Source organism: Rubrimonas cliftonensis (genome assembly GCF_900107585.1).
Lineage (GTDB): Bacteria > Pseudomonadota > Alphaproteobacteria > Rhodobacterales > Rhodobacteraceae > Rubrimonas > Rubrimonas cliftonensis.
In genome coordinates, this window is record NZ_FNQM01000002.1 from 99,344 (window position 1) to 124,633 (window position 25,290).

Sequence of the window (25,290 nt, forward strand, 5' to 3'; positions counted from 1 at the left end):
TCGCCACGGAACCAGGTTCCGCCTGAGCGCGGCTGGCGTGAAGGGCGTTCCTATTTCGGCGCCTTCGCCTCTCGCATCACGCCTGCGCGCACGGGCGTCACGCCTGCGCGCGAGGGCATCGTTCGGGCTTGAGGTCGATCAACGGCGTGCCGTCGAGGCAGTCGAGGCCACGCACCAGCAGCGTCGCGCCCTCCACGCCCAGCAGCGCGACGGGCGACGAGGCGACAGGGTTCGGCCGCAGCGGCGAGCGCAGCGCGAAGGTGCCGACGGTCGCGCCGTCGCGGCGCGGGTTCTGCCGCACGAGGTCTCGCCGGGCGCGGTGCATCCAGTAGAGCAGCTGCAGGCGGGCCCGGCCCGCGACGCCGTCGAGCGCCTCGGCCCAACGCGGGTCGATCTCGACGCGGCAGACCGGGCCCGCCTCCATGTCGCCCTGCTTGGGGCAGTCGGCCGGGTCGGTCCAGGGCGTGCGGATGCGGCCGATGAACCAGACGCCGGCGTCGAAATCCGTCGGCGTCTCGGTGACGATCTCTCCGGGACGCAGGTCGCTGTCGGTCATCTCTCGCGCTCCGACGGGGCTGGCTGAGAGAGGATGGCGCCGCGGGCCTCGGCGGGCAAGCGGCGGGCCATTGCGCCGGGAACAATCGCCACGTTGCAGGGACTCGGCGGCAGGCGTAGCGAACGGTCATGAGTCTTGACCTTCTTCTCGCGCTCGCGGCGCTCGCCGTCGCCTCGACCTGGACGCCGGGGCCGAACAACCTGATGCTCGCGAGTTCCGGCGCCACTTTCGGCCTGCGCGCGACCCTGCCGCATGCGCTGGGCGTGGCGCTCGGCTTTCCGCTGATGCTGTTCGTCGTCGCGCTGTTTCTCGGCGAGGCGTTCCAGCGCAGCGAACTGCTGCGCGAGACGCTGCGCTGGGTCGGCGTCGCGCTGCTTCTGTGGCTGGGGTGGCGCATCGCGACGGCGGGCAGAGCGAAGGCGAAGGGCCGCGCGCGCCCCTTCACCTTCCTTGAGGCCGCCGCCTTCCAGTGGGTGAACCCCAAGGCCTGGGCCATGGCCGTGTCGACGGCGGCCGCGTTCCTGACCGGCGCCGCGCCGGTGCGCGAGGCGGCGCTCTGCGCGGGCGTCTTCGTGCTGAGTGGACTGGGCTCGGCGCATGCCTGGGCCGGTCTGGGGGCCGCGATTGGGCGCCTGCTGTCCACGCCCGGCCGGCTGACGGCGTTCAACGCGACGATGGGCGCACTGGTGGCGGCGTCGGCGATTTATCTCGCCGTCGCCGATCTCTGAGCCTTCGAGGGCGGAGCAGGCGCGCGTCAGTCGACGAGCGCGGCCTCGGTGGCGGCGCGGGCCGCGTCGAGGTCGACGCCAGGCGCCAGCTCGACGATCTTCAGCCCGCCCTCGACGACGTCGAAGACGCCGAGATTGGTCACGATGCGGTCCACCACCGCCTTGCCGGTCAGAGGCAGGGAGCATTCCTTCAGCAGCTTGCTCTCGCCGGCCTTGTTGGTGTGGTCCATGATGACGACGACGCGCTTGACGCCGGCCACGAGGTCCATCGCGCCGCCCATGCCCTTCACGAGCTTGCCGGGGATCATCCAGTTGGCGAGATCGCCGGCCTCGCTGACCTCCATCGCGCCGAGGATGGAGATGTCGATGTGGCCGCCGCGGATCATCCCGAAGCTCGTCGCGCTGTCGAAATAGGAGGTGCGGTCGAGCTCCGTGATGGTCTGCTTGCCGGCGTTGATGAGGTCGGCGTCGACTTCGTCCTCGGTGGGGAACGGGCCCATGCCGAGCATGCCGTTCTCCGACTGCAGGGTTACGTCCACGCCTTCGGGGATGTGGTTGGCCACCAGCGTCGGGATGCCGATGCCGAGATTGCAGTAGAAGCCGTCCTCAAGTTCCTGCGCGGCCCTTCTGGCCATGTCGTCGCGTGTCCAGGGCATTTCTTGGTCGCTCCTCGGGCGTGACGGCCGCGCAGGAAGGCTCAGTCCTTCAGGCGGCCACTTTCTTTACGGTGATGTCGGCGTGGTTGCGCAGCGCGTCCGCCATCATCACGGCCGCGTACTGGTGCGCCATCGCCGAGGCGAAGGTCGCGGCGATCTCGGGGTGCTTGTCCGAAAATCCCTTGCCGCTGTACTTGTCGGCGAGTTCGCGGCCGTCGGTGATGAACACGTCCATGCACTCACGGATTTCGCGGCGAAGCTGTTCGGTCAGGGAATCGTATTCAGACATCTTCAAGGGCTCCGGTCAGGCGGCGCGGACAGTGCGCTGCTCGATCCTTTTTTCATGGCTGCCCTTGAAGATATGTTGAACAAATATCCCCGGCGTGTGGATCAGGTCCGGATCGAGCGCGCCGGGCTCCACCAGTTCCTCCACTTCCGCGACCGTCACCTTGCCCGACATCGCGCAGAGCGGGTTGAAGTTGCGCGCCGTCTTGCGGAACACGAGGTTGCCCTGCGCGTCGCCCTTCCATGCCTTGACGATGGCGAGATCAGCGCGGATGCCGCGCTCCAGAATGTAGGTCTCGCCGTCGAAGTCCTTGTGTTCCTTGCCTTCCGCGATGACGGTGCCGACGCCTGTCTTGGTGTAGAAGCCGGGAATGCCGCAGCCGCCGGCGCGCAGGCGCTCGGCCAGGGTGCCCTGCGGATTGAACTCCAGCTGGAGCTCGCCGCTGAGATACTGTCGCATGAATTCCGCGTTCTCGCCGACATAGCTGGAAATCATCTTTGCAATCTGGCGGCTCTCCAGCAGCACGCCGAGGCCGAAGCCGTCGACGCCGCAGTTGTTCGAGGCGACCGTGAGATCCTTCACCCCTGATTCGCGGATGGCCGCGATGCAGTTCTCGGGAATGCCGCAGAGGCCGAAGCCCCCGGCCGCGATCAGCATGCCGTCGCGCAGGACCCCGTCCAGGGCCTCGGCGGCGTTGGCGCGAACCTTCTTCATGGCGGATGTCCCTCCGGCGGCTGACGCCCCGTTCTAACGTCGCTCGCTGCGCTGCGCAAAGGGCCGCGGGCGTTCAGCGCGGCGGCAGGATGGCGCGGGCGGCGCGGGCGACGCGCGCCACCGGCCCGGCGTCGCCGCCCTCGCCGACGGAGGCGCGCAGGGTCTGCTCCGAGCGGCTCGCGCTCAGCAGCCAGAACAGCAGGTTGTCGCCGAAGACCGGGCTCTGGGTGATGGCGACGTGCTCCGAAGGCAGCAGCAGGGTGCTGGCGAGCCCCGAGATCGGCGAGCGCAGGGCGATCTCGCGCCGCTCCGCGTAGCCCTGGCGCTCGTCCATGAGCGAACTGGCGCGCAGAACCACCCCGTCCCCCTCCTCGAAGCCGACGATCTCCACGGCGCCGTCCTCCGGCGATACGACCGCCGTGGCCGGCGTCAGGTAGCCGCCGCCCACGACGAGGAACGCTTCGAGCCCCTGCGGAAAGCTGGCTGGACGGTCGAGCGCGGCCTGCAGCTGCTCCGCCCGGGCCAGCGCCTTGCGCTGGTGGGCGAGCCCGCGCGCGCGGCGGACCGCGGGATCGAGAACGTCGGGCATCACCGCCTCGAGCACCGGCGCGGCCTCCGGCGACGCGAGCCCCCAGCCGAAGCGCTCCCAGAGGCCGGGATCGAAGATGTCGACCGCCGGGCCGGTCTCGTCGCCGTAGCGCACGCGGCCGTGCCGCAGCCGGGGCAACAGCTGGTAGGTCGATGCGTGCGTGCCGATCAGCGCGGGCGGGAACTCCGGCTGCAGGAAGCCGAAGCTCTTGCCGTTCACGAGGTTCTCGAAGGCGATGACCGAGCCGGCGTTGGGCGGCGCGATCAACACGACGGTGCCCACGTCGCCGACGCCCTCCCATGTCAGGGGCGGCAGGCCGCCGTCGGCCGGCAGATCCTGCCCGCCATACATGAGGTAGTAGCGCGCGACGAGCGCGCCCATGGAGTGCGCCACGATGTCGAACACGACCGGCTCGCTCGCCGCGCCGAGGACGCGCCGCCGCTCCGCCTCGACCTGGGCGCGCTTGCGCCTGATGAAGTAGTCGAGGTCTTGCGCGGCCTCCACGATGTCGCGTCGCCAGTCGTAGGGAAACTCGAAGGCGTCGAGATTCTGGGCGCGCTCGGCGATCTCGGCGGCGCGGGTCTCGCGGAAGTCGTAGCCCCCGGCGATGAGGGTGCGGATGATCCCGCCATAGACGTCGAGCGAGAGCGTCGCGCCGAGGATGTCGGCCCGCGCAACGCGCACGACCCCGTCGGGCCGCACCCCGTCGCGCAGCGCGCCGAGCGCGGCGCCCTCGGGGCCGATGGGCAGCGCCAGCAGGCTCAGCGCCTCGGGCGTGTCCGGCTCCAGCGCGAGCCGGCTCTCGCCGCCCCAGACCGTGACGCTGGAACGGGTGTCCACGAGCCGCGAGCCGAGCGTGCCGGGGATGGTGATCACCGGCCGCCGCGCCTCGGCGTCTATCGCCGCCACGTCGGCGTAGATGCGGGTGAGGTCCGGCGGAGCGGGATCGCTCCCGCACGCGGCGAGCCCGGCCGAGGCGGCGACGAGAAGGGCGGCGGTCCGGCGCATCTGGAGCCCGTCGGGGATTGTTCGGCCCCGATCCTATTTCCGGGCTGCGCGATGGGGAAGCGGCGATGCGCGCGTCTGGCCCCTGGAGGCGTCCGGCCTCGCGGACCTGTGACCGGCCCGGACAGGTGCGGAGGGCTGGCGACCCCGGAGGGACTCGAACCCCCAACCTCGGACTTAGAAGGTCCTTGCTCTATCCGGTTGAGCTACGGGGCCCGCGCGCCGCCCTTATCACAGAGCCGGGCCGCTTCGCGCAACAGCCGCGCCGGGCGTCGTCGCGGGTTCCCGGCTCCGCCTTCGGTTCAATGGGTCCAGGGCGCCCGCCGCTCGGTGGCGAAGTTGTCGCCGTAGCCGCGCGGGCGGATCGTCGGACGGCGCTTCTTCGGCTCCAGCACCTGAAAGGCGATCCTGTGGCGTTCGGCGTACTCGACCGCGGCCTCGCGGCTGTCAAAGCGGAGCTTGACCTGGCCGTTCATGTCGTCGCTGGAGGTCCAGCCCATCAGTGGATCAATGGTGCGGCGGCTCTCGGGGGCATACTCCAGCACCCAGGACTTCGTGTTGGCCTGTCCGGATGTCATCGCGCTCCGGGCCGGCTGGTATATCTTGGCGAGCATCGGCTGGCTCCGCTGATTCATTGCGCTATGGATATGACGGAGTGCGTCGCGGCGCTCAAGCGCCCCGGCGTCGCGGGGCCGAACCCCAGGTCGGATGTTGCACGCCATGACCACTGACACGCTCGTCACCGTACCCCAGAGGCCCGCCCGCCGCGAGAAGCTGGAAGGCGGCGTCCGGCTGGAGATGGTCAGCGCGTTCTCGCCGGCCGGCGACCAGCCCAGGGCCATCGGCGAGCTCGCCGAGGGCGTCATGGCCGGCGAGCGCGACCAGGTGCTGCTCGGCGCCACCGGCACCGGCAAGACCTACACCATGGCGAAAGTCATCGAGGCGACCCAGCGCCCGGCGATCATCCTCGCCCCCAACAAGACGCTGGCGGCGCAGCTCTACGGCGAGTTCAAGAGCTTCTTTCCCAACAACGCCGTGGAATACTTCGTCAGCTACTACGACTATTACCAGCCCGAGGCGTATGTGCCGCGTTCCGACACCTACATCGAGAAAGAGAGTCAGATCAACGAGCAGATCGACCGCATGCGCCACTCCGCGACGCGGGCGCTGCTGGAGCGCGACGACGTGGTGATCGTGGCGTCGGTGTCCTGCATCTACGGCATCGGCGCGGTCGAGACCTACGGCGCGATGACCCAGGATCTTGTCGTCGGCAGGGCCTACGACCAGCGCACGGTGATGCGCGAGCTGGTGGCGCAGCAGTATCGTCGCGCCGACATGAATTTTTCGCGCGGCGGCTTCCGGGTGCGGGGCGACAGCCTGGAGATCTGGCCCGCCCACATGGAGGACCGCGCCTGGCGGCTCAGCTTCTTCGGCGAGGAGCTGGAGAGCATCCACGAATTCGACCCGCTGCTCGGCGAGCGCACCGCGACGCTCAAGCACGTCCGCGTCTACGCCAACAGCCACTACGTCACGCCGCGGCCGACGCTCAACCAGGCGGTCAAGCACATCCGCGAGGAGCTGAAGGTCCGTCTCAAGCAGTTCGAGGCCGAGGGCAAGCTTCTGGAGGCGCAGAGGATCGAACAGCGCACCAACTACGATATCGAGATGATGGAGGCGACCGGCTCCTGCAACGGCATCGAGAACTACAGCCGCTATCTCTCGGGCCGCAAGCCGGGCGAGCCGCCGCCGACGCTGTTCGAATACATCCCGGACAACGCCATCGTCTTCGCCGACGAGAGCCATGTCAGCGTGCCGCAGATCGGCGGCATGTATCGCGGCGACTACCGGCGCAAGTTCACGCTGGCCGAATACGGCTTCCGGCTGCCGTCCTGCATGGACAACCGCCCGCTCAAGTTCGAGGAATGGGACGCGATGCGCCCGCAGTCGGTGTTCGTCTCGGCGACGCCTGGAAAGTGGGAGATGGAGCGCACGGGGGGCGTCTTCGTCGAACAGGTCATCCGTCCGACGGGCCTCATCGACCCGCCGGTGGAGGTGCGCCCGGTCAAGATGCAGGTGGACGACCTGCTCGACGAGGTGAAGGCGACGGCGCTGGCCGGCTACCGCAGCCTCGTCACCGTGCTCACCAAGCGGATGGCGGAGGATCTGACCGAATACCTGCACGAGCAGGGCGTGCGGGTGCGCTACATGCACTCCGACATCGACACCATCGAGCGCATCGAGATCCTGCGCGACCTGCGGCTCGGCGCCTTCGACGTGCTGGTGGGGATCAACCTGCTGCGCGAGGGGCTCGACATCCCCGAATGCGGGCTGGTGGCGATCCTCGACGCCGACAAGGAGGGGTTCCTGCGGTCGGAGACGTCGCTGATCCAGACCATCGGGCGCGCGGCGCGCAACGTCGACGGCAAGGTGATCATGTACGCCGACCGCATCACCGGCTCGATGGAAAGGGCGATGCGCGAGACCGAGCGCCGCCGCGCCAAGCAGACCGAATACAACGAGGCTAATGGCATCACGCCGCAGAGCATCAAGCGCAACATCGACGACATCCTGCAGAGCGTCTACGAGCGCGACCACGTCACGCCGAAGATCGAGAAGGGCCCCGACGTCGGCCCAAACCTCAAGGCGCATCTGGAGCACCTGCGCAAGCAGATGATCAAGGCGGCCGAGAACCTCGAATTCGAGGAGGCGGCGCGGATGCGCGACGAGATCAAGCGGCTGGAGGCGGTCGAGCTGGCAGTCGCCGACGACCCGATGGCGCGGCAGTCCGCCGTCGAGGCGGCGTCGGAGGCGGCGGTCTCCGCGGCGGGCCGCTCGAAGGCCGGCCGCGCCGGCTCCCGCGGGAAGCCGGCGAGACGCGGCAAGGCGCGCGGCTAGGCGCCGCGGCTCACCGATGCGGCGCCGCGCGCCGTCGGGCGCCTTCCGCCTGGGCGGGCGCGCGACGGCGCCGCATTGTCGCGCGCTTCGCTTGACATCCCTCCGCCGCCCGTTTGAGCTTGGCTCGGCAGTAGGCGCCGGTCGCAGGGAGAGCCGCTTGAACGCCATGGCTTCTGGAAGGACGGTCGCCAGACGGGGCGGCCGGTGAACGGCGGCCGCGTCCACGCCGACGTCGTCCTGACCGGCGGGCGCGTCTGGCGCGGGCTCCGCGAAGACTGCTGCGAGGCCGTGGCGCTCTGGGGCGGGCGGGTGCTCGCGACCGGCTCGGCCGCCGAGATCGGGCCGCTTGTCGGCCCGGCGACGCGGGTCGTCGACCTCGCCGGGCGCCTTGCCACGCCCGGCCTCAACGACGCCCACATGCACCTGCTGCCCTACGGCACGGCGATGATCGAGGTGGACCTGCGCCCCGCCGCGGCGCCCACGCTCGACGCTCTGCTCGGCGCGCTGAAGGCCCGCGCGGCGCGCACGCCGCCGGGCGGCTGGATCGTCGGGCGCGGCTACGACCATTTCAGGCTCGACGTCGGCCGCCATCCGTTCCGCGAGGAGCTCGACGCCGCCTGCCCCGATCATCCCGTCTACATCGTGCGGACCTGCGGGCATGTCTCGGTCGCCAACAGCGCCGCGTTGGCGCTGTCGGGGATCGACGAGAGCACGGTCGGGCCGGCGGGCGGGCTGATCGAGAAGCAGAACGGCCGGCTGACCGGGCTGCTGGCCGAGCAGGCCCGCGAACTGGTGATGGACGCGATGCCGCGCGCGACGGTCGAGACGCTGACCGACGCCATCGAGCGCGCCGGGCGCGACCTGCTGAGCTACGGGATCACCTCCGTGATGGAGGCGGCCATCGGCATCCGCGACGGCTGGAGCGAAATGCTCGCCTACCAGCGCGCGCATCGCGAGGGCCGCCTGCCGGTGCGCGTCTACGGCGTGCTGATGGGAGACCGCAACCGCACCGTGCTGCCGGAGGCTATGGCGGCGGGCATGGTGACGGGCGGCGGCGACGACCGCTTCCGCATCGGCCCGGTGAAGATCTTCACCGACGGCAGCTTCGGCGGCCGGACGGCGGCGATGAGCCGGCCCTACAAGGGCGGTGACGCGCAGGATCTCGGCATCCTGTGCCTGCCCGACGACGAGCTGCGCGAGATGGTGCGCGAGGCCCACGCCGCCGGCTACGCCATGGCGATCCACGCCATCGGCGACCGCGCCATCGAGCAGGTGCTGCAGGCGCTGGAGGCTGCGCTCGACGCCATGCCCGACCCCGAGCGCCGCCACCGGATCGAGCATTGCGGCTGGCTCACGCCCGACCAGATGGACCGGATGGCGGCGCGCTGCATCCTCCCGGCGCCGCAGCCGGCCTTCAACTACTATTTCGGCGACCTCTACCTGACGCTGGCCGAGCCCGAGGCCGTCGCCGCCAGCTACCCGATGCGGACATGGATGGAGCGGGGCCTGCACCCCTCCGCCTCCACCGATTGCCCGGTCTGCGAGATCGCGCCGATGCCGAACCTCTACGCCATGGTCACGCGCCGCACGTCTCGGGGAACGCTGATCGGCCCCGAGGAGCGGCTGAGCATCGAGGAGGCGCTGCACGCCTACACCTGGGCGTCGGCCTACGGCTCGAAGGAGGAGGCGATCAAGGGTCGGCTGGTTCCGGGCCAACTCGCCGATGTCGCCATCTTCTCGCGCGACCTGCTGACGGCCGAGCCCGACGACATCCTCGCCACGGCCTGCGACATGACGATCCTCGGCGGCGAGGTGGTTTTCGAGCGCGCGGGCGCGGCGGGATGATCGCCCAGCTCGCCAACCGCATCGCCCTCTCGATCCCGGTGCTGCTCGGCGTGCTGGCGCTGGGCTTCGCGCTGCTGCAGCTCGTGCCCGGCGACCCGGCCATCGTGCTCGCCGGCCCCACCGCAACGGAGGAGGTCGTGCAGGCGATCCGCGTCGAGATGGGGCTCGACAAGTCGGTGCCGCACCAGTTCGTCCTGTATCTGGGGCGGCTGCTGGAGGGCGATCTCGGGCGTTCGCTGATCTCCAACAAGACCGTGGCGAGCGAACTCGGCGCCGCCATCGGGCCGACGGCGGAACTGATGGTCGCCTGCCTCGCCTGGTCGATCCCGCTCGGCATCCTGCTCGGCACGGTGGCCGCGTCGCTGCGCGGCGGCGTGATCGACCGGCTTGTGATGGCGTTCTCGGTCGCCGGCGTCTCGCTGCCGATCTTCTTCATCTGCCTGCTGATGATCCAGTATCTCGGCGTCGAATGGCGTCTGTTCCCGTTTCTCGGGCGCGGCGGGCCGCTCTGGACGGCGGAGGGCCTCGACCACATCGTGCTGCCGGCGCTGTCGCTGGGGCTGATCTTCGTCGGCCCGGTCGCGCGGATGACGCGCTCCTCGGTGCTGGAGGTGCTGAAGCTCGACCATGTCCGCACGGCCCGCGCCAAGGGCCTGAGCGAGACGGCCGTGCTGGTGCGCCACGGCCTGCGCAACGCGCTGATCCCGGTGGTGACGCTGGTGGGCCTGCAGGCCGGCTATCTGCTCGGCGGCGCGGTGGTGACCGAGTCGGTGTTCTCCTGGCCCGGCGTCGGGCGGCTGGCGGTGGGCGCGATCCTGTCGAGCGACTTCCCGCTGGCGCAGGGCGCGATCCTGACGCTGGCGATGGCGTTCATCGTCATCAACCTGATCGTGGACGCGGCCTACGCAGCGCTCGACCCGCGGGTGCGCGGCGCATGAGCCTCGCCGAGCCCGCCGCCGGCGCGCTCGCCGAGGACGCCGCGCCGCCAGCGCGCCGGCGGCTGTGGCTTAGGCTGCTGACCGACCCCGGCGCGGCGCTGGCGCTGCTGATTCTGCTGGTCGTGGTGCTGGGCGCCGTCTTCGCGCCGCTGCTGGCGCCGCACGACCCCTACGCCGCCTCGCGCGCGGTGATGCAGCCGCCCGTGTGGGCGGACCGGGGCGACTGGACCCACATCCTCGGCGCCGACGGGCAGGGCCGCGACATCCTTAGCCGGGCGCTTTACGGCGCGCGCCTGACGCTTCTGATCGGCGTGGTCAGCGTGGCGCTGGGCGGCGTCGTCGGCTCCGCCATCGGGCTGCTATCGGCCTTCTACAGCCGGATCGACCCCTACATCATGCGGGTGGTGGACATGCTGCTGTCCTTTCCCGCCATCCTGCTGGGGCTGGCGCTGGTGGCCGCGCTCGGCCCCGGCGCGACGCCGGTGATCATCGCCCTCGCCATCGCCACGGTGCCCGATTGCGCGCGCATCGCGCGGTCCATCGGCGTCGGCGTGATGGCGCAGGAGTTCATGGAGGCGGGCCGCGCCGTGGGCCTGTCGGACTGGGCGCTGTTCCGGCGCTACCTGCTGCGCAACTGCATCAGCTCCATCATGATCTTCATGTCCCTGCGCTTCGGGCAGGTGATCCTGCTCGGCTCGGCGCTCAGCTTCCTCGGCCTCGGCGCCCGGCCGCCCGCCGCCGAGTTGGGCATGATGGCGGCTCAGGGCCGCGACTTCCTGCTGTTCGCGCCGCACATCGCCGTGATCCCCAGCGCGATGATCTTCGTCATTGTGCTCGCCGCCAATGTCGCCGGAGACGCGCTCCGCGACGCGCTCGACCCCAGACTGAGAGCCTGACCCCGCCAGAGACCGCCCTTCCAGAAGGAGAGTTCCATGCGCAGACGTCTCACCCTGTCAATCGCCGCCATGGCCGTCGCCGCGCCGCTCGCCGCGCAGGAGATCACCATCGTCCGCGAGGTCGACAGCAACAACTACGACCCCCACCGCACCACCGCCCGCGGCGCCGCCGAGGTGCTGTTCATGCTGGGCGACACGCTGGTCGCGCTCGACACCGACATGCAGACGATCACCCCCGGCCTCGCCGAGAGCTGGGAGGTCTCCGAGGACGGCAAGGTCTACACCTTCAGGCTGAAGGAGGGCGTCAAGTTCTGCGACGGTCGCGACATGACCGCCGACGACGTGGTGTATTCGATCCAGCGCTGGATCGACCCCGAGACCAAGTCGCCGGTGGCGTGGCGCGCTGGCGACGTCGCCGAGGTGAAGGCGCTCGACCCGCTCACCGTCGAATACCGGCTGGAGGCGCCCGTCTCCGAACTGCTCTACCAGCTCACCCAGGCCTTCGCGATCATCATCGACAGGAACCAGGTCGAGGCGCTGGGCGCCGATTTCGGCGTGACCGGCATGAACGGCACCGGGCCGTTCTGCTGGGGCGAATGGACGCCGCGCGACAAGATGGTGATCACCCGCCACGAAGGCTATTCGTGGGGGCCGCCAGTCTACGAGAACCAGGGACCGGCGCACATGGCGCAGATCACCTGGCAGATCGTGCCTGAGGAGAACACGCGCACCGTCTCCGTCATCACCGGACAGTCCGAGGTGACGCAGTACGTCCCGCACATCGCGGTGTCGCGCCTGCGCCAGACGCCGGGCGTGCTGATCCAAAAGTCCGATCTGGCGTTCTGGACCTATTTCATCGGCTTCAAGACCGACAAGACCGTGGTTTCCGACCCCGTCGTGCGGCAGGCGATGAACCTCGCCGTCGATCAGGCGGCGATGGCCGAGGATCTCTATTTCGGCGAGGTCGAGCCCGCCTACAGCTATGTCAGCCAGGAGGCGCTCGACTGGAACGCCGATCTCGACGACCGGCTGCTGAAGTTCGACCCCGACCGCGCCAACGCGATGCTCGACGAGGCCGGCTGGACCCGCGGCGCCGACGGCGTGCGCGAGAAGGACGGCGTGCGGCTGGAGCCGCTGATCTACGTCTTCGCCGGCTCCGGCTGGTCCAAGATCTCCGAGGCGGTGCAGGCCTATCTGCGCGAGATCGGCGTGAACCTCGTCGTGCAGCCCTTCGACGCCACGGTGGCCTGGGGAAAGCTGGCGACGCAGGAGTTCGACATGTTCGGCATGTCCTACCCTTACGTCTCGTCGGGCGACGCGCTGAACCTCTATTTCCGCTCCGAGAACATGCCGACGCCGAACCGCATGAACTGGAACGACCCCGAGACCGACCGCCTGCTCGACGCCGGCAAGACCGCGCTCGACCCGGTGGTGCGCGCGGCGAGCTATGGCGAGGTGCTCGGCAAGGTGCATGACGCGGCGGTGTGGATCCCGCTCTACCACGAGCCGATGATCATCGCGCAGTCCGACCGGCTGGAGCCGGTGGAGCCGCACAACATCTACGGCTGCGGCCTCTACAAGGGCCTCGACCTCAAGTTCAGGGAGTGAGCCGCGGCGGCGGGCGCCCGAGCGGCGCCCGCCCTTGAATGGGCAGGAGCGGCGAGGGAAAGCGCATGACGACGACGGTGATCCGAAATGCCGACTGGATCGTGGCCCATGACGGGGCGCGGCACGTCTACGCCAGCGGGGACGTCGCCTTCGGCGGCGGCGCGCTGACCCATGTCGGCGGCGCCTATGCGGGCGCGGCGGATGTGGAGATCGACGGCCGCGGCCGCATGGTCATGCCGGGCCTCGTGAACGTCCACTCGCACCCGTCCTCGGAGGCGATGAACAAGGGCTTTCTCGACGAACTTGGCAGCAAGGGCCTTTACATGTCCTCGCTTTACGAGTTCATGCCGCTGTTCCGCTGCGACGACGAGGGGCGCGAGGCCTGCGTGCAGGTGGCGCTCAGCGAACTGCTGATGTCGGGCGTCACGACGGTGGTGGACCTGTCGGTGGCGTGGGACGGCTGGCTCGACACGCTCGCCGTCTCGGGCCTGCGCGCGGTGGCCGCGCCGATGCACCGCTCGGCGCGCTGGTTCACCAAGAACGGCCATGTGGTCGAGTACGAGTGGGACGAGGCCGCCGGCCGCAGGGCGATGGACGAGGCCCTGCGGGTCATCGACGCGGCGAACGCGCATCCCTCGGGGCGGCTCTCGGGCATGTGCGCGCCGAGCCAGATCGACACCTGCTCCGAAGAGCTGATCCGCGACAACTTCGACGCGGCGCAGGAGCGGGGCGTGCCCTTCCAGATCCACGCCGCGCAGTCTGTGGTGGAGTTCCACGAGATCACGCGCCGCCATGGCCGCACGCCGCTGCAATGGCTCGACGACCTCGGCGTGCTGAAGCCCGGCGCGATCATCGGCCACGGCATCTTCCTCAACGACCATGTCGGCGCGCACTGGCCCGAGGCGCGCGACTTCGACCTGCTGCGCGAGAGCGGCGCGGCGGTGGCGCACTGCCCGACCGTGTTCCAGCGCCGCGGCATCACCCTGCGCACGCTGGGGCGCTACCTGCGCGGCGGCGTTCCGGTGGGGATCGGCACCGACACCTATCCCCACAACATGCTCGAGGAGATGCGCAACGCGCTGACCAACAGCCGCGTCGTCAGCCGCAACGTCTACGACGTCGCCACCTCGCAGGTCTTCGACGCCGTCACCACCGGCGGCGCGGCGATCCTCGGGCGGTCCGACATCGGGCGGCTGAGCCCCGGCGCGAAGGCCGATCTCGTGCTGGTCGACGTGGCGCACCCGGCGATGCGGCCCCTGCGCGAGCCGCTGCGCTCGCTGATCTACGTCGCCGCCGAGCGCGCGGTGCGCGACGTGTTCGTGGACGGCCGGCAGGTGGTGGCGGACGGGCGCGCGCTGGCCTTCGACCTTCCCGCCGCGCTCGACCGGCTGGAGGCGGCGCAGCGCCGGGCGGAGGCCGCGTTCCGCCAGCTCGACTACGCCGGGCGCAGCCACGAGGACGCCTCGCCCTTCGTCTACGGCCGCGCATGACCGAGGCGCCGCTGCTCAGCGTCGAGGATCTCCGCGTCCATTTCCGCGTCGAGGGCCGCGTCTACCGCGCGGTGGACGGGGTGAGCTTCGCCGTGGAGCGGGGCCGGACGCTGGGCGTCGTCGGCGAGAGCGGCTGCGGCAAGAGCGTGACGTCGCTGGCCGTCATGCGCCTCGTGCAGACGCCGCCGGGCGTCTATGCCGGCGGGCGGGTGATGTTTGACGGCGTGGACCTGCTGACGCTGTCGGCGCGGCGGATGCGCGCCCTGCGCGGCGGGCGCATGGCGATGATCTTCCAGGAGCCGATGACCTCGCTGAACCCGGTCTACACCGTCGGCGACCAGATCGCGGAGAGCCTCGCGGCCCATGCCGGCCTCAAGGGCGCGGCGGCGCGGGCGCGGGTGACGGAACTGCTGGAGCTGGTGCGGCTGCCCTCGGCGGCGAAGCGCGCGAGCGACTATCCGCACCAGCTTTCCGGGGGCCAGCGCCAGCGGGTGATGATCGCGCTGGCGCTCGCCAACGACCCCGACCTGCTGATCGCCGACGAGCCGACGACGGCGCTCGACGTGACGATCCAGGCGCAGGTGCTCGACCTGATCGGCGACCTGCGCGCGCGCACCGGGGCGGGGGTGCTGCTGATAACGCATGACCTTGGCGTGGTGGCGGAGACCTGCGACGCGGTGGCGGTGATGTATGCCGGCCGCGTGGTCGAGACGGCGCCGGTCGCGGCGCTGTTCGCCGACCCGCAGCACCCCTACACGGTTGGGCTGATGGCCGCGGTGCCGCGGGTGGACGCCGCGCGCGGGCGACTGGAGACCATCGAGGGCTCGGTGCCGCCGCCGTGGTCGACGGCGCCGGGCTGCCGCTTCGCCTCGCGCTGCCCGTTGGCGGACGCGCGCTGCCGCGCCGAGGCGCCGCCGCTCGCCGCCGTCAGCCCCGGCCATGCGGTGGCGTGCTGGCGCGCGCCCATCGAGGCGGCGGCGTGAGCCCGCCGGAAGCCGGGGCCGCGCCGCCGGCGCTGGAGGCGCGCGGCCTCGTCAAGACCTTCGACGTGCGCCGCGGGCTGCTGCGTCGCAGGGTCGGCGCGGTGCAGGCGGTGGCCGATGTCAGCTTCTCGGTCGGCGCCGGCGAGACGCTGGCGCTGGTGGGCGAGTCCGGCTGCGGCAAGTCCACGCTCGGGCGCGCCGCGCTGCGGCTGATCGAGCCGACCGCCGGCGAGGTGCTGCTCGACGGGCGGAGCCTGACCGCGCTGCCGCCCGGCGCCCTGCGCGCGGCCCGGCGCGACATGCAGATCATCTTCCAGGATCCGTTCGGCGCGCTCAACCCGCGCATGACCGTGGCGGAGACGCTGGCCGAGCCGATGCTGCTGCACGGCCTGGCGGACGCGGGCGACGTCGGCGACCGGGTGCGCGCGCTGCTGGCGGCCTGCGGGATGCAGCCGTTCCACGCCGGGCGCTATCCGCACGAGTTCTCCGGCGGCCAGCGCCAGCGCATCGGCGTGGCCCGCGCGCTGGCGACGCGGCCGCGGCTGGTGGTGTGCGACGAGCCGGTGTCCGCGCTCGACGTCTCGGTGCAGGCGCAGATCGTCAATCTCCTGCAGGACCTGCAGGCGGAGATCGGCGCGGCCTATCTGTTCATCAGCCACGACCTCGCCGTGGTGCGCCACATCGCGGCGCGGGTGGCGGTGATGTATCTCGGCCGCATCGTGGAGACGGCGCCGACGGCGGAGATATTCGCGCGCCCGCGCCACCCCTACACGCGGCTGCTGCTGGAGGCCGCGCCGCGGCTGCGGCCGGGCGCGCGCAGCCGAACGGTGGTCGAGGGCGATCCGCCGAGCGCGATGGCGCCGCCGCCCGGCTGCGCCTTCCACCCCCGCTGCCCGATGGCCGAGGCGCGCTGCCGCATCGAGCGTCCGCAACTCGGGCGCGTCGGCGGCGCCGACGTGGCCTGCCATTTCGCGGAAGCTGCGCCGACGCCGCAGGACGAGGCGCCGCAGGCGGAGGAGGGGATGCTGGCGCGCCGCATCGCCGCGCTGCAGGCTGCGCGCGCCGCCGTCGGTCAGGATCGCCGGCCGGCCGCAGCCCCGCCGCCAGCCTGACCGGGCGCCAGCGAGGCGTAGAACGCCGCGACGGGATCGGGGTCGCCGCCGCCGCCCCCCGCCGCTGGAGCCGGGTGGTCGATCGACGACGCCTCGCGCCCGTCCGCATAGGTCGTTTCGCGCCCGGTCTTGACGCCTTCGCGGTAGAAGGCGCGGTGGGCGAGGGCGCCGTCCGGTCCGTACTCCTCGCACCAGCCGTCCTGCACGTCCTCGACGAAGTGCGCGCGCATCGTGAGCCCGCCGCCAGACCCGTAGGCCTCCGTTACGCCATGGCGCAGCCCGGCGCGGAACGTCACCAGCGCGCTCAGCGCCCCGGCGGCGTCGTAGAAGCGCGCCGGCCCTTCGGGCGCGCCATCCTTCAGCGTCATCTCCGCGGCGAGGCGGCCGTGGCGATACTGGCGGAGCGGCCCGCTCGGCGCGCCGTCGCGCCAGGTGGTCTCCGCCAGCCTGCGGCCCTGCGCGTCGAAATCCACGGCGACGCCGTCCAGCGCGCCCGCGCGGTAGAACGCCTGCCGCACGGGGCGGCCCGCATCGTCATAGAGGCGGAACGGACCGTCCAGAACGCCGTCGCGGAAACACGCCTCCTCCACCACCGCGCCGGCGTCGTTGCGCCGTTCGACCGCGCCGTTGAGCTGCGGCGGGGCGTCGTCTCCAGTGGCTGCGTCCTCGTCCATGCTCCGTCCCGCCCCGCGGTCAGTTGATCTTCACCAGGCCGCCCTTGACCGTCAGCATGCCGCCGCCGTCCACGGTCGCGCTCGCCGAGCCCTTCACGGTGGTCGAGGTGCCGCCGCTCAGGTCGAGGCTCGCGCCCGCCTTCACCGAAGCGCTCGTGCCGGCGGAAAGCGTCATCCCGGCGCCGGACTTCAGGCTCATCGAGCCGCCCGACTCCAGGTTCAGCGCGCCGCTCGACTTGATGGTGACGTCGCCCGTCACAGTGATCGTCAGCTTGCCCTTGACAGTCATCGTCGCGTCGCCGGCGACCGTCTCGGTAAGCTTGGCCCCGTAGTCGCGGGTCTCGTCGCTCGTCACGGTCAGGCTGCGCTTGCCGCCGACCTCGTGGGTCTCGTCGCCCTCCGTCACCGTGACCGTGCGCGAGCCCTTCTCGACCGTCAGGCTCTCGGCGCCCTCGCTGATGGTCACGGTGCGGGCGTTCTTGATGGTGGTGGTCTCGTCATGGCCGATGTCGGTGGAGCGGTCGTTGAGGATCTCCAATGTCATGTCCTTCTGGGCGTGGATGTAGATCTCCTCCGCATCCGCCTTGTCCTCGAAGCGCAGTTCGTTGAAGCCCTCGGCGTCCTTGGAGCTGTCGGACTTCAGCGTGGTCCTGGTCTGCTCGGCAGGCAGCGCGTAGGGCGGAGCGTTCTCGCCGTTGTAGACGACGCCGGTGACGAGCGGGCGGTCGGGGTCGCCGTCGAGGAAGGCGACGACGACCTCCTGACCGATGCGCGGCAGCGTGAAGGCGCCCCAGCCCGCGCCGGCCCAGACCTGCGCGACGCGCACCCAGCAGGAGCTGTTCTCGTCGCCGGCGCCCAGCCTGTCCCAGTGGAACTGGACCTTGATGCGGCCATGGGCGTCGGTCCAGATCTCCTCGCCGGCCTTGCCGACCACCTTCGCGGTCTGCGGCCCGGCCATGCGCGGACGCGGCGTCGCCTGAAGGGGACGGAACGGGGTGTCCTTGGCCTGCGCCTCGAAGCGGTTGGCGTAGTCGCCGCGCGCGGCGCGATGGCTGACGGCGCGGATCAGGTAGTCGCCGTTCAGGCCGCTCTCGGGATGGTCGGAGAGCGCAAAGGTCGCGCCGGCGATCATCAGGCGCAGCGGCGAGGCGCCCTCGACGATCTCCGCCTCCGCCTCCAGCGCCTCCAGCCGCCGCCGCGCGACGCTCTGGCCGCCGTCGGTGTCGTCGTAGCCGCCGGGATAGACGTAGGGGCCGCGCGCGCCGTCGCCGATGCTGACCTGCAGCGTCTGCGAGGGCGTCTCGAAGTTGAAGTCGCGCGCGTCGACCTTGCCGGAGACGACCGCGCCGCGCGCCGCGAGGCTCTGAACGCGGCGCTCGCCCATCTGCTCGCCCTGCCGCGGCAGGGGCAGGAACGGCACCGCGCCGCCCGCAAGCTCGGCGCAGGCGCTGACGTCGTCGAAGATCACCAGCGTGCACGCGCTGGCGGAATGCTCGAAGAAGTAGCCGAGCCCCTCCTCCTCCAGCAGCCGCGAGACGAAGGCGAGGTCGGTCTCGCCGAACTGCACGCAGTAGGGCCGCGCCGTCAGCGTTCCGGTGAGCGACAGGCGGTAGTCGGTGAAGCCGGCGTCGTCGAACACAGCCGAGACGATCTCGGTCGTCGTCTGCTCCTGGAAGATGCGGTTGTCCGAGCGCAGCGACAGCAGCGACAGCCATGGCCGCAGGGTCAGCGCGCAGGCCCGCCCCTCGCGCCGCACCGACCAGACGCGCCCCCTGATGACCCGGCTGACGTCGTCGCCGCCGGTCAGCGTCACGGTCGCGTCGCCGCCGAGCAGCGGGGCGAGGTCGGCGCCGTCGCTCGCCGCCTCGGCGGTCAGGCGGAATTCGAAGGGCGCCGACAGCCGCTCCTCGCCCTCCAGCGTCAGCAGGATCAGCGCGTCGTCGCCGAGCGTGGTCGAGAGCTTGAGGGAGGCGTGCGCCTGCGTGGGGTCGGCCATTGCGCTCACCGCGTCCGCAGGGTGAAGCCGCCGTCGGCCCCGAGGGCGACGTGGACGCCCGCCGCCGGCGCCGCCTCCGCGATGCGGTCTAGCATGAGGCCGGCGACCTGCGGCGTCAGCGTGTCGGCGATGACGGCCTCGACGTTGCGCGCGCCGCTCTCGCTCTCGGTCGCGCGGGCGATCAGCGCGTCGAGCACCGCGCGGTCCCATGTCAGCGCGACGCCGTGGTTCGCCGCCAGCCGGTCGCGCAGCGCGTCGAGCTTCATCGCCGCGATCCGCGACAGATGCTCGGGACCGAGCGGGCGGTAGGGCGTCACGATCAGGCGGCCGAGAAAGGCGGCGGGGAAGGCGCGCAGCAGTTCGGGCCGGATCGCGGCGGCGAGCGCGGCGGGGTCGGTCACGCCGCGCGCCGCGCAGTCGGCCAGCGTCCCGGCGCCGACGTTGGAGGTAAGCAGGATCAGCGTGTTGCGGAAATCGACGAGCTGCCCCTCGCTGTCCTCCAGCACGCCCTTGTCGAACACCTGGTAGAACAGTTCGATCACGTCGCGATGCGCCTTCTCGATCTCGTCGAGCAGCAGCACCGAATAGGGCCGGCGGCGCACCGCCTCCGTCATGACGCCGCCCCTGCCATGGCCGACATAGCCCGGCGGCGCGCCCTTTAGGCCCGAGATCGAATGCGCCTCCTGATACTCCGACATGTTGACGGTCACGAGCGCGCGCGGCCCGCCGAACAGCGCATCCGCCAGCGCGGCGGCGGTCTCGGTCTTGCCGACGCCGGAGGGGCCGACGAGCAGGAAAACGCCGGTCGGCCGCGCGGGCTCGCCGAGCTGCGCGAACCAGGACTGAACGCGCCGGCAGATCGTCTCCAGCGCCCCGTCCTGCGCGATGACGCGGGCGCGCAGCCGGGCGAGCAGGTCGCGCGCGCCCTCGGCGCCCTCGCGCAGCATCTCGCCGGTGGGCACGCCCGTCCAGCCGGAGACGACCTGCGCCACGGCGCGGGCGTCGACGAAGGCGTGGACGAGCGGCTCGCGGCCCTCCTGAAGCGTCTCCATCTGAAGGCGCAGCGCGCGCAGTTCGACGCGGTCGGCGGCGGCGGCTTCAAGCTCCAGCAGCCGCCGCACCACCTCGCGCTCGTTGCGCCAGCGGCTCCGCATCTCGTCGGCGCGCGCGCGCATCGCGTCCCTCTCGGCGTCCAGCGTCGCCGCACGCTCCGATTGCGCCGCGTCGCCCAGCGAGGTTTCGCGTGCAAGGCGGCCGATTTCAACCTCCATCGCGGCGATCCGGGCCAGTGCGCCCGCCAGCGCCGGGGGGTGTTCGGACTGGCTGACGGCGACCCGGGCGCAGGCGGTGTCGAGCACGCTGATGGCCTTGTCGGGAAGCTGCCGGTCGCTGATGTAGCGATGCGAGAGGCGCACGGCCTCGCGCAGCCCGCCCTCCAGCACCCGCACGCCGTGATGGGCCTCCAGTTTCGCCGCGACCCCGCGCAGCATCTCCACGGCGGCGTCCGGCTCCGGCTCGCCGACCTTGACGACCTGGAAGCGGCGCGCGAGGGCGGGATCCTTCTCGATATGGCGCTTGTATTCGCCCCATGTGGTCGCGGCGACGCAGCGCAGCTGGCCGCGCGCCAGCGCCGGCTTCAGCAGATTGGCGGCGTCATTCTGGCCCGCCTGCCCGCCGGCGCCGATCAGCGTGTGCGCCTCGTCGATGAACAGCACGATCGGTTGGGGGGAGGCGGCGACGGCGTCGACCACGCCGCGCAGCCGGTGCTCGAACTCGCCGCGCATCCCCGCGCCGGCCTGCAGCGCGCCGAGGTCGAGCGACAGCAGGCGCACGGCGGCGAGGCTCGCAGGGACGCGTCCCTCGACCATGCGCAGCGCCAGCCCCTCCACCACCGCCGTCTTGCCCACGCCCGCGTCGCCGGCGAGGATCGGGTTGTTCTGGCGGCGGCGCAGCAGGATGTCGACGAGCTGGCGGATCTCGTCGTCGCGGCCGACGACCGGATCGATGCGGCCCGCGCGGGCCTCCGCCGTCATGTCGAGCGTGAAGCGCGCCAGAGGGGCGTCACCCGCGTCGGGCCCGGCCTCCGCAGGGCCTTCCGACCCGCCCTGCGCCGCGCGCGCAAGGTCTGGATCGAGGTCCGTCGGCAGCTTCGCCAGCATCGGCGCGGCGGCGACGAGCAGCCGGCGCGACGCCTGCCCGCCCAGCATGGCGCGGATCAGATGGCCCGAGCGCACCCGGTCGGCGCCGCCGCCGAGCGAGGCGACGCTCCACGCCTCCTTCAGCGCCTCGACCAGATGCTGCGAGAGCGCCGGGGTGCGCGTCGCGCCGCCCTGGAACTGGTCGATGGCGCGCCGGAGGTCCGCGACGACCGCCGCGGCGTCGACGTCATGGGCGCGCAGCAGGCGGGCGGCGTCGCCTTCGGCGTCGGCGAGCAACTCCACGAGCAGGTGCTCAAGCTCTACGGCCGCCTGCCCGCGCCCGTTGCAGCGCTGCGCCGCGCGTTCGAGCGCTGCGCGGCAGGCCGGGTTGAGGCGCGAGACCAGCGCCTTCACGTCGGTCATCGCGCGTCCCGCATCCGGCGCAGGCGGACGTCCACCGCGCCGTCGGCCTCAAGGCGGCGGGTCGCCACCCAGGAGGTCCAGCCGAGCCGTGCGCCGCCGACGGCGCCGAGAACGGCGCGCGGCGCGGCGTCGGCGCGCACGATCAGGCGGCAGGTCGCGTCGGCCTCGCGCGGCAGCGTCGCGTCGACCAGCGCGCCGAGCGCGCCCGCGCCGCGCCCGCCGGGCAGCAGGTCGTTCAGCATCGGCGCGCCCATCGGCCCGATGTCGAGCCGGAAGCCCGCATCCTCGATCCACGCCGCGCCGCCCAGCGTCGCGCCGCGGCCGAGCCGTGCGCCGCGGACGGCGGAAAGCCGGGTGCGGTCGGCGGCGCGCAGGGGCGCCCAGCCGCCGACGAAGGCGCGGGCGCGCACCGGCGCGGCGAAATGGGCCGAGATCGCGCGCTCTGCGGCGTGCAGACTCTGCGGCTGCTGGTGGATCAGGCCCGCCGCCGCCATCAGCGTGCGGTCCACGGCGCTCGCGCTGCCCGGCGACAGCCGCCCGCACAGCGCGCGCAGCGCCTGGGCGTCGGGGCTTTCCTCGGGGCCCGGCCAGTCCGCCGGCCGCTCCAGCCGCAGCGCGTCGAGCATCAGCCGCACGAGGCGGTTCACGAAGATGTCGAAGAACGCCCGCGCGCCCTCGTCGCCTGCGCGCACCTGCGCGGCGACCGCATCCGCGAGCGGCTGCGGCAGGGGCCCGTGCGGCCCGAAGAAGGTCAGCGCGCCGGTCTCGATCACCTGACCGCCCTCAGCCTCGCGGCGCAGGCTCTTGAGGTCGCTCGGCTCGAACGCCTCGTCCACGGCGCCGCTGAACCGCACCGGGCCTTCGCCGGCGGCCTCCAGCAGGCGCGCGGCCTGCAGAAGCTGGAACGCCTGCGGCTCGGCGCGCAGGCGTTCGATCACGCCAGAAGGGCTTCGCCGCTTCGCGCCGGCCATCGCGCCCACTCCCTGTCCCTGCTGCGGCTCTCGATCGCCAGTTCCGTGAAGGCTCCGGCGCCGGCGTAGAGGCCGAAGAAGCGCGAGAGCACCGAGCCGAAGAGGTAGCCCGAGCCGCCGACGAAGTTCTCCTCGGCCAGCGTCAGCCGCACCTCGAACCCGCGCACCCAGCCGCGCCAGGCGTCCTCGCCCATGCGCCGCGCCACGCGGGCGGCGGCCACGTCGACCACGCCCTCGATCTGCCGCCGCGCCGTGGCGTCATGGGCGGCGCTGTAGAGCGTCAGCGCCTCGCGCAGCGCCGCGCCGGCCTCGGGCCCGTCCACGAAGGACAGCCGGTTCAGGGAGAGATGCGAGATCAGCCGCCAGAGGTCGGCGCCCACCGGCGGCGGGTCGATCTGCGGCGTCGGCTTGGTCGCGCAGATGACCGCGGAGACCGGCGCCTCGACCTCCAGGCCGAAGCGGGCGCCGACGGGCAGCCGCTCGGCGAGGCCGCGGTTGGTGCACAGGCAATGCGCGAAGGCGACCGGCGCGCCGGGCGCGCACGGGTCGAAGGCGCTGTCGCAGAAGGCGATGTCGATCTCGCCGCCGCGCTTGTCGGGCCGCAGCGACGGCGAGCGCCGGGCCACCCAGTAGACCGCGTCGGGCCGGCCGGCGTCGGCATGGGTCCAGGAGAAGAACGGCTGCGCCAGGGCGCCGTCGCGCGCGCGCGCGCTCGCCAGCGTGACCTGCGCGATGCTGTGGATCTCGGTGCTGCGCTCCTGCCTCAGATCGGGTTCCAGGCGGTATTCGCTGCGGGTGCGGTCGATGCGGATCGGCTCGGAGACGCGGTTGAACAGGTTGACCACCGGCGCGCCGCCGAGCCGGAAGGCGTCGCGCTCCGCCCCGGCCGGCGCGCGGCCGGGCGCGTCGAGGACGAAGACGAGGTCGAGCCAGCGGCCCGCCGCGATCCCGGCGGCGGCGCGCAGGCCCGAGACCTCCGAGAACAGGAACTTCTCCGGCAGGGCGAAGTATTCCTGGATCAGCCGGTGGCCCTGATGGGCGTGGGCCGGGTGCGGCAGCAGCGCGTCCTCCGGCTCGAAGCCGACGGCGCCGAGGGCGCCCGCGCCGAGCCGCCGCGCGCGGTCGGGCAGCCGCTCCTCCAGCGTGGGCGGGTCGCCGCCGTCGGGCGCGGCGAACACGGCCCAGACCTCGCGCGCATGGCGATGCAGCGTCTCGTGGAGCTGCGTCGCGGCGGCGAAGGAGCCGCCGAGATGGAAGCGCAGCGCATCGGGCAGCATGTCGGCGAAGCACTCGCCGCCGAGCGCGCGCAGCCTGACGCGCAGCAGTCCGCCGACGTCCGTGCGGCCGTCGAGGAAGGGAAAGAGCGCGGGGTCCGGCCGGTCCGCCGCCTCGACGTCGATGGGCCAGAGTTCGACGCGCGAGGCGGTGCGGAAGCGGCAGACGGCGCCATCGCCGGTGGGCGCGACGAGCTGCGTGCCCCGCTCGACGACGAAGCCGTGGGCGGCGCGGGCGCGGGCGGGGTCGATACGGAATTCGGCGATGGCGAGCGTCGGCACGGGGGCGGCCAGATGCGGATAGAGCGTCTCCAGCAGCGCATGGGCGATGCGCGGGTGCTGGTGGTGGATCGTGCGCTGGAGGCGCGCGGTCAGGAAGGCGAAGGCCTCGATCATCCGCTCGACGTTGGGGTCCGCCGAGCCCTGCGGGCCGAGCTCCAGCGCGCCGGCCACGCGTGGGTGGCGCCGGGCGAAGTCGGCGCCCTCGGCGCGCAGCGCCTCCAGTTCCCGGAGGTAGTAGTCGAGGTGTTCAGCGCGCGCGTCGGTCGCCATGGGGGCTCTTATGCAGGGAAGTCGAGCTGACCTGAGAACGTGAACGCCTCCAGCGTGCGCGAGAGCCTCAGCCAGCCCGTGACGCGGGCCTCGAGGCGCCCGGCGACAGCCGGATCGGGAACAACCGACACTTCGGGGCGCTCGAGCCGGGGCTCGAAGGCGAGAATGGCGTCGCGCATCGCATCGGCGAGGCGCGCGCGGTCGTCGGGCCGGGACGGCGCGAACTGCTCCAGCGACGGCACGCCGTAATCCACGACGAGGCGTTCGGCGGGCCCGCGCCGCGCGGCGTCGGGCCCCGCGCGCGTCGCCAGCAGGGCTCGCAGCGAGGCGGAGACGGCGCCGGCGAGCCCCTCGGCGTCATAAAGCGCCCCCGGCGCCGCGTCCTGCGCGGCGCCGAGCAGCTTCTCGAAGAACGGCGCGCGCGCGCCTTCGATGACGCGCGGGCCGACGGTCGCGCTACGCAACTTCCTGCAGCTTCAGGTCGTGGCTCACCGGCTGGACGCCGTCCGCGGTGTTGTCGTCCTTCTTCTGCGGGATGTAGTTGTAGGTGACCTTGCTGTAGCTCAGCGTGATCGACTCCACCGGAATGTCGCCCGTCCCGCCGCCGACGCTGACGTTGGAGACGATGACGTGCTCCATGATGATCTCGAGATACTTCACGGGCTTGTTGTCGCCGTCGGCGCGGTAGGCCTGGAAAGTGCACTTGTCGATCATGTTGCCCTGCCAGCAGAGCTTCAGCAGGTCATCGGTCGAGGCGTCGGTGTACTTGGTGAACTGGAAGTCGGTGTGGTTCGCCTGCTCCACCGTGCCGCCGCCGGCCGCGCTGCGGGTCGGCGAGGTCGGCTGGTTGAAGGCGTGCGACCAGGAGAGGACCTGGAGCTGATCGGTGTGCTCGGAGTCGGTCGACTCGCCCTTCACCTCGGGCCCCTCGATCTTCATGAACATGTTGCCGGCCATGGCT

General features: G+C 71.9%; 22 protein-coding genes and 1 tRNA gene. 9 read left to right on the plus strand and 14 right to left on the minus strand.

Annotated features, from left to right (window positions below; genetic code table 11):
* Positions 1–97 precede the first annotated feature (97 nt).
* Positions 98–556, minus strand: a complete 459-nt coding sequence (locus BLW43_RS03205; protein WP_093248368.1) for an SAM-dependent methyltransferase — start codon at positions 554–556, stop codon at positions 98–100.
* 128 nt (positions 557–684) lie between these two features.
* Here BLW43_RS03205 and BLW43_RS03210 point away from each other — a divergent pair, with 128 nt between their 5' ends.
* Positions 685–1,284 (plus strand): LysE family translocator, encoded by a 600-nt coding sequence (locus BLW43_RS03210; RefSeq protein WP_093248369.1) that lies wholly within the window; start codon positions 685–687, stop codon positions 1,282–1,284.
* A 26-nt stretch (positions 1,285–1,310) separates the two neighbouring features.
* Here BLW43_RS03210 and BLW43_RS03215 read toward each other — a convergent pair whose 3' ends face one another.
* From BLW43_RS03215 to BLW43_RS03240, 6 genes are all read right to left on the minus strand, one after another.
* Positions 1,311–1,940 carry a CoA transferase subunit B gene (locus BLW43_RS03215; RefSeq protein WP_093248370.1) on the minus strand — a complete coding sequence of 210 codons (630 nt, stop codon included), beginning with the start codon at positions 1,938–1,940 and terminating at the stop codon, positions 1,311–1,313.
* A 49-nt stretch (positions 1,941–1,989) separates the two neighbouring features.
* Entirely contained in the window at positions 1,990–2,229 is a 240-nt protein-coding gene (locus BLW43_RS03220; protein WP_093248371.1) for an EF-hand domain-containing protein, read from the minus strand.
* Positions 2,230–2,244: 15 nt separating this feature from the next.
* Complete coding sequence (locus tag BLW43_RS03225) at positions 2,245–2,940, minus strand: CoA transferase subunit A (protein WP_093248372.1); 696 nt, start codon at positions 2,938–2,940, stop codon at positions 2,245–2,247.
* A 73-nt stretch (positions 2,941–3,013) separates the two neighbouring features.
* Positions 3,014–4,537, minus strand: a complete 1,524-nt coding sequence (locus BLW43_RS23360; protein ID WP_093248373.1) for an alpha/beta hydrolase — start codon at positions 4,535–4,537, stop codon at positions 3,014–3,016.
* Between the two features lie 136 nt (positions 4,538–4,673).
* Positions 4,674–4,750, minus strand: a tRNA-Arg gene (locus tag BLW43_RS03235).
* An 86-nt stretch (positions 4,751–4,836) separates the two neighbouring features.
* Entirely contained in the window at positions 4,837–5,148 is a 312-nt protein-coding gene (locus tag BLW43_RS03240) for an ETC complex I subunit (protein ID WP_093248374.1), read from the minus strand.
* Positions 5,149–5,254: 106 nt separating this feature from the next.
* On the opposite strand from BLW43_RS03240, the gene uvrB reads away from it, so the two are divergent.
* The 8 genes from uvrB (at position 5,255) to BLW43_RS03280 (ending at position 16,301) form a co-directional block, all read left to right on the plus strand.
* On the plus strand, positions 5,255–7,429 hold the full coding sequence (gene uvrB / locus BLW43_RS03245) for an excinuclease ABC subunit UvrB (protein WP_425441160.1): 2,175 nt from the start codon (positions 5,255–5,257) through the stop codon (positions 7,427–7,429).
* A 204-nt stretch (positions 7,430–7,633) separates the two neighbouring features.
* Positions 7,634–9,274, plus strand: a complete 1,641-nt coding sequence (locus BLW43_RS03250; protein ID WP_093248377.1) for an amidohydrolase — start codon at positions 7,634–7,636, stop codon at positions 9,272–9,274.
* Positions 9,271–10,212 (plus strand): ABC transporter permease, encoded by a 942-nt coding sequence (locus BLW43_RS03255; RefSeq protein WP_093248378.1) that lies wholly within the window; start codon positions 9,271–9,273, stop codon positions 10,210–10,212. The genes BLW43_RS03250 and BLW43_RS03255 overlap by 4 nt, the downstream gene beginning before the upstream one ends.
* Positions 10,209–11,108 (plus strand): ABC transporter permease, encoded by a 900-nt coding sequence (locus BLW43_RS03260; protein WP_093248380.1) that lies wholly within the window; start codon positions 10,209–10,211, stop codon positions 11,106–11,108. The genes BLW43_RS03255 and BLW43_RS03260 overlap by 4 nt, the downstream gene beginning before the upstream one ends.
* A gap of 36 nt (positions 11,109–11,144) precedes the next feature.
* Positions 11,145–12,716, plus strand: a complete 1,572-nt coding sequence (locus BLW43_RS03265; RefSeq protein ID WP_093248382.1) for an ABC transporter substrate-binding protein — start codon at positions 11,145–11,147, stop codon at positions 12,714–12,716.
* A 65-nt stretch (positions 12,717–12,781) separates the two neighbouring features.
* Positions 12,782–14,206 carry an amidohydrolase family protein gene (locus BLW43_RS03270; protein WP_093248383.1) on the plus strand — a complete coding sequence of 475 codons (1,425 nt, stop codon included), beginning with the start codon at positions 12,782–12,784 and terminating at the stop codon, positions 14,204–14,206.
* Complete coding sequence (locus tag BLW43_RS03275; protein WP_093248384.1) at positions 14,203–15,189, plus strand: ABC transporter ATP-binding protein; 987 nt, start codon at positions 14,203–14,205, stop codon at positions 15,187–15,189. Before BLW43_RS03270 ends, BLW43_RS03275 begins: the two co-directional genes overlap by 4 nt.
* The gene (locus BLW43_RS03280; RefSeq protein ID WP_245730904.1) at positions 15,186–16,301 is read left to right on the plus strand and encodes an ABC transporter ATP-binding protein; all 1,116 of its coding nucleotides are present in this window, start codon (positions 15,186–15,188) and stop codon (positions 16,299–16,301) included. Before BLW43_RS03275 ends, BLW43_RS03280 begins: the two co-directional genes overlap by 4 nt.
* On the opposite strand, the gene BLW43_RS03285 is transcribed toward BLW43_RS03280, so the two are convergent.
* From BLW43_RS03285 to BLW43_RS03315, 7 genes are read right to left on the minus strand one after another with little or no spacing between them, the layout of a single operon-like run.
* A complete protein-coding gene (locus tag BLW43_RS03285; protein WP_093248385.1) occupies positions 16,262–16,975 on the minus strand; it encodes a toxin-antitoxin system YwqK family antitoxin in 714 nt (237 codons plus the stop codon). The genes BLW43_RS03280 and BLW43_RS03285 overlap by 40 nt on opposite strands.
* A 19-nt stretch (positions 16,976–16,994) precedes the next feature.
* Complete coding sequence (locus BLW43_RS03290; RefSeq protein ID WP_093248386.1) at positions 16,995–18,971, minus strand: type VI secretion system Vgr family protein; 1,977 nt, start codon at positions 18,969–18,971, stop codon at positions 16,995–16,997.
* A gap of 5 nt (positions 18,972–18,976) precedes the next feature.
* Positions 18,977–21,532 carry a type VI secretion system ATPase TssH gene (gene tssH, locus BLW43_RS03295; protein ID WP_093248387.1) on the minus strand — a complete coding sequence of 852 codons (2,556 nt, stop codon included), beginning with the start codon at positions 21,530–21,532 and terminating at the stop codon, positions 18,977–18,979.
* Positions 21,529–22,470 (minus strand): type VI secretion system baseplate subunit TssG, encoded by a 942-nt coding sequence (tssG, locus tag BLW43_RS03300; protein WP_175478735.1) that lies wholly within the window; start codon positions 22,468–22,470, stop codon positions 21,529–21,531. The genes tssH and tssG overlap by 4 nt, the downstream gene beginning before the upstream one ends.
* Positions 22,467–24,329: a type VI secretion system baseplate subunit TssF gene (gene tssF, locus BLW43_RS03305; protein ID WP_093248390.1), complete on the minus strand. Its 1,863-nt coding sequence runs from the start codon at positions 24,327–24,329 to the stop codon at positions 22,467–22,469. Before tssF ends, tssG begins: the two co-directional genes overlap by 4 nt.
* A gap of 8 nt (positions 24,330–24,337) precedes the next feature.
* Positions 24,338–24,793, minus strand: coding sequence for a type VI secretion system baseplate subunit TssE (gene tssE, locus BLW43_RS03310; protein ID WP_093248391.1), 456 nt, complete (start codon positions 24,791–24,793; stop codon positions 24,338–24,340).
* The gene (locus tag BLW43_RS03315) at positions 24,786–25,286 is read right to left on the minus strand and encodes an Hcp family type VI secretion system effector (protein ID WP_093248393.1); all 501 of its coding nucleotides are present in this window, start codon (positions 25,284–25,286) and stop codon (positions 24,786–24,788) included. Before BLW43_RS03315 ends, tssE begins: the two co-directional genes overlap by 8 nt.
* Between the last annotated feature and the right edge of the window lie 4 nt (positions 25,287–25,290).

Bases quoted from the DNA above. Each gene is read 5' to 3' on its own strand.
- BLW43_RS03220 (WP_093248371.1), bottom strand. From the start codon at position 2,229: ATGTCTGAATACGATTCCCTGACCGAACAGCTTCGCCGCGAAATCCGT.
- BLW43_RS03215 (WP_093248370.1), bottom strand. From the start codon at position 1,940: ATGCCCTGGACACGCGACGACATGGCCAGAAGGGCCGCGCAGGAACTT.
- BLW43_RS03270 (WP_093248383.1), top strand. From the start codon at position 12,782: ATGACGACGACGGTGATCCGAAATGCCGACTGGATCGTGGCCCATGAC.
- uvrB (WP_425441160.1), top strand. From the start codon at position 5,255: ATGACCACTGACACGCTCGTCACCGTACCCCAGAGGCCCGCCCGCCGC.
- BLW43_RS03260 (WP_093248380.1), top strand. From the start codon at position 10,209: ATGAGCCTCGCCGAGCCCGCCGCCGGCGCGCTCGCCGAGGACGCCGCG.
- BLW43_RS03255 (WP_093248378.1), top strand. From the start codon at position 9,271: ATGATCGCCCAGCTCGCCAACCGCATCGCCCTCTCGATCCCGGTGCTG.
- BLW43_RS03315 (WP_093248393.1), bottom strand. From the start codon at position 25,286: ATGGCCGGCAACATGTTCATGAAGATCGAGGGGCCCGAGGTGAAGGGC.
- BLW43_RS23360 (WP_093248373.1), bottom strand. From the start codon at position 4,537: ATGCGCCGGACCGCCGCCCTTCTCGTCGCCGCCTCGGCCGGGCTCGCC.
- BLW43_RS03285 (WP_093248385.1), bottom strand. From the start codon at position 16,975: ATGGACGAGGACGCAGCCACTGGAGACGACGCCCCGCCGCAGCTCAAC.
- BLW43_RS03210 (WP_093248369.1), top strand. From the start codon at position 685: ATGAGTCTTGACCTTCTTCTCGCGCTCGCGGCGCTCGCCGTCGCCTCG.
- BLW43_RS03265 (WP_093248382.1), top strand. From the start codon at position 11,145: ATGCGCAGACGTCTCACCCTGTCAATCGCCGCCATGGCCGTCGCCGCG.
- BLW43_RS03240 (WP_093248374.1), bottom strand. From the start codon at position 5,148: ATGCTCGCCAAGATATACCAGCCGGCCCGGAGCGCGATGACATCCGGA.
- BLW43_RS03275 (WP_093248384.1), top strand. From the start codon at position 14,203: ATGACCGAGGCGCCGCTGCTCAGCGTCGAGGATCTCCGCGTCCATTTC.
- BLW43_RS03205 (WP_093248368.1), bottom strand. From the start codon at position 556: ATGACCGACAGCGACCTGCGTCCCGGAGAGATCGTCACCGAGACGCCG.
- tssF (WP_093248390.1), bottom strand. From the start codon at position 24,329: ATGGCGACCGACGCGCGCGCTGAACACCTCGACTACTACCTCCGGGAA.
- BLW43_RS03290 (WP_093248386.1), bottom strand. From the start codon at position 18,971: ATGGCCGACCCCACGCAGGCGCACGCCTCCCTCAAGCTCTCGACCACG.
- tssH (WP_093248387.1), bottom strand. From the start codon at position 21,532: ATGACCGACGTGAAGGCGCTGGTCTCGCGCCTCAACCCGGCCTGCCGC.
- BLW43_RS03225 (WP_093248372.1), bottom strand. From the start codon at position 2,940: ATGAAGAAGGTTCGCGCCAACGCCGCCGAGGCCCTGGACGGGGTCCTG.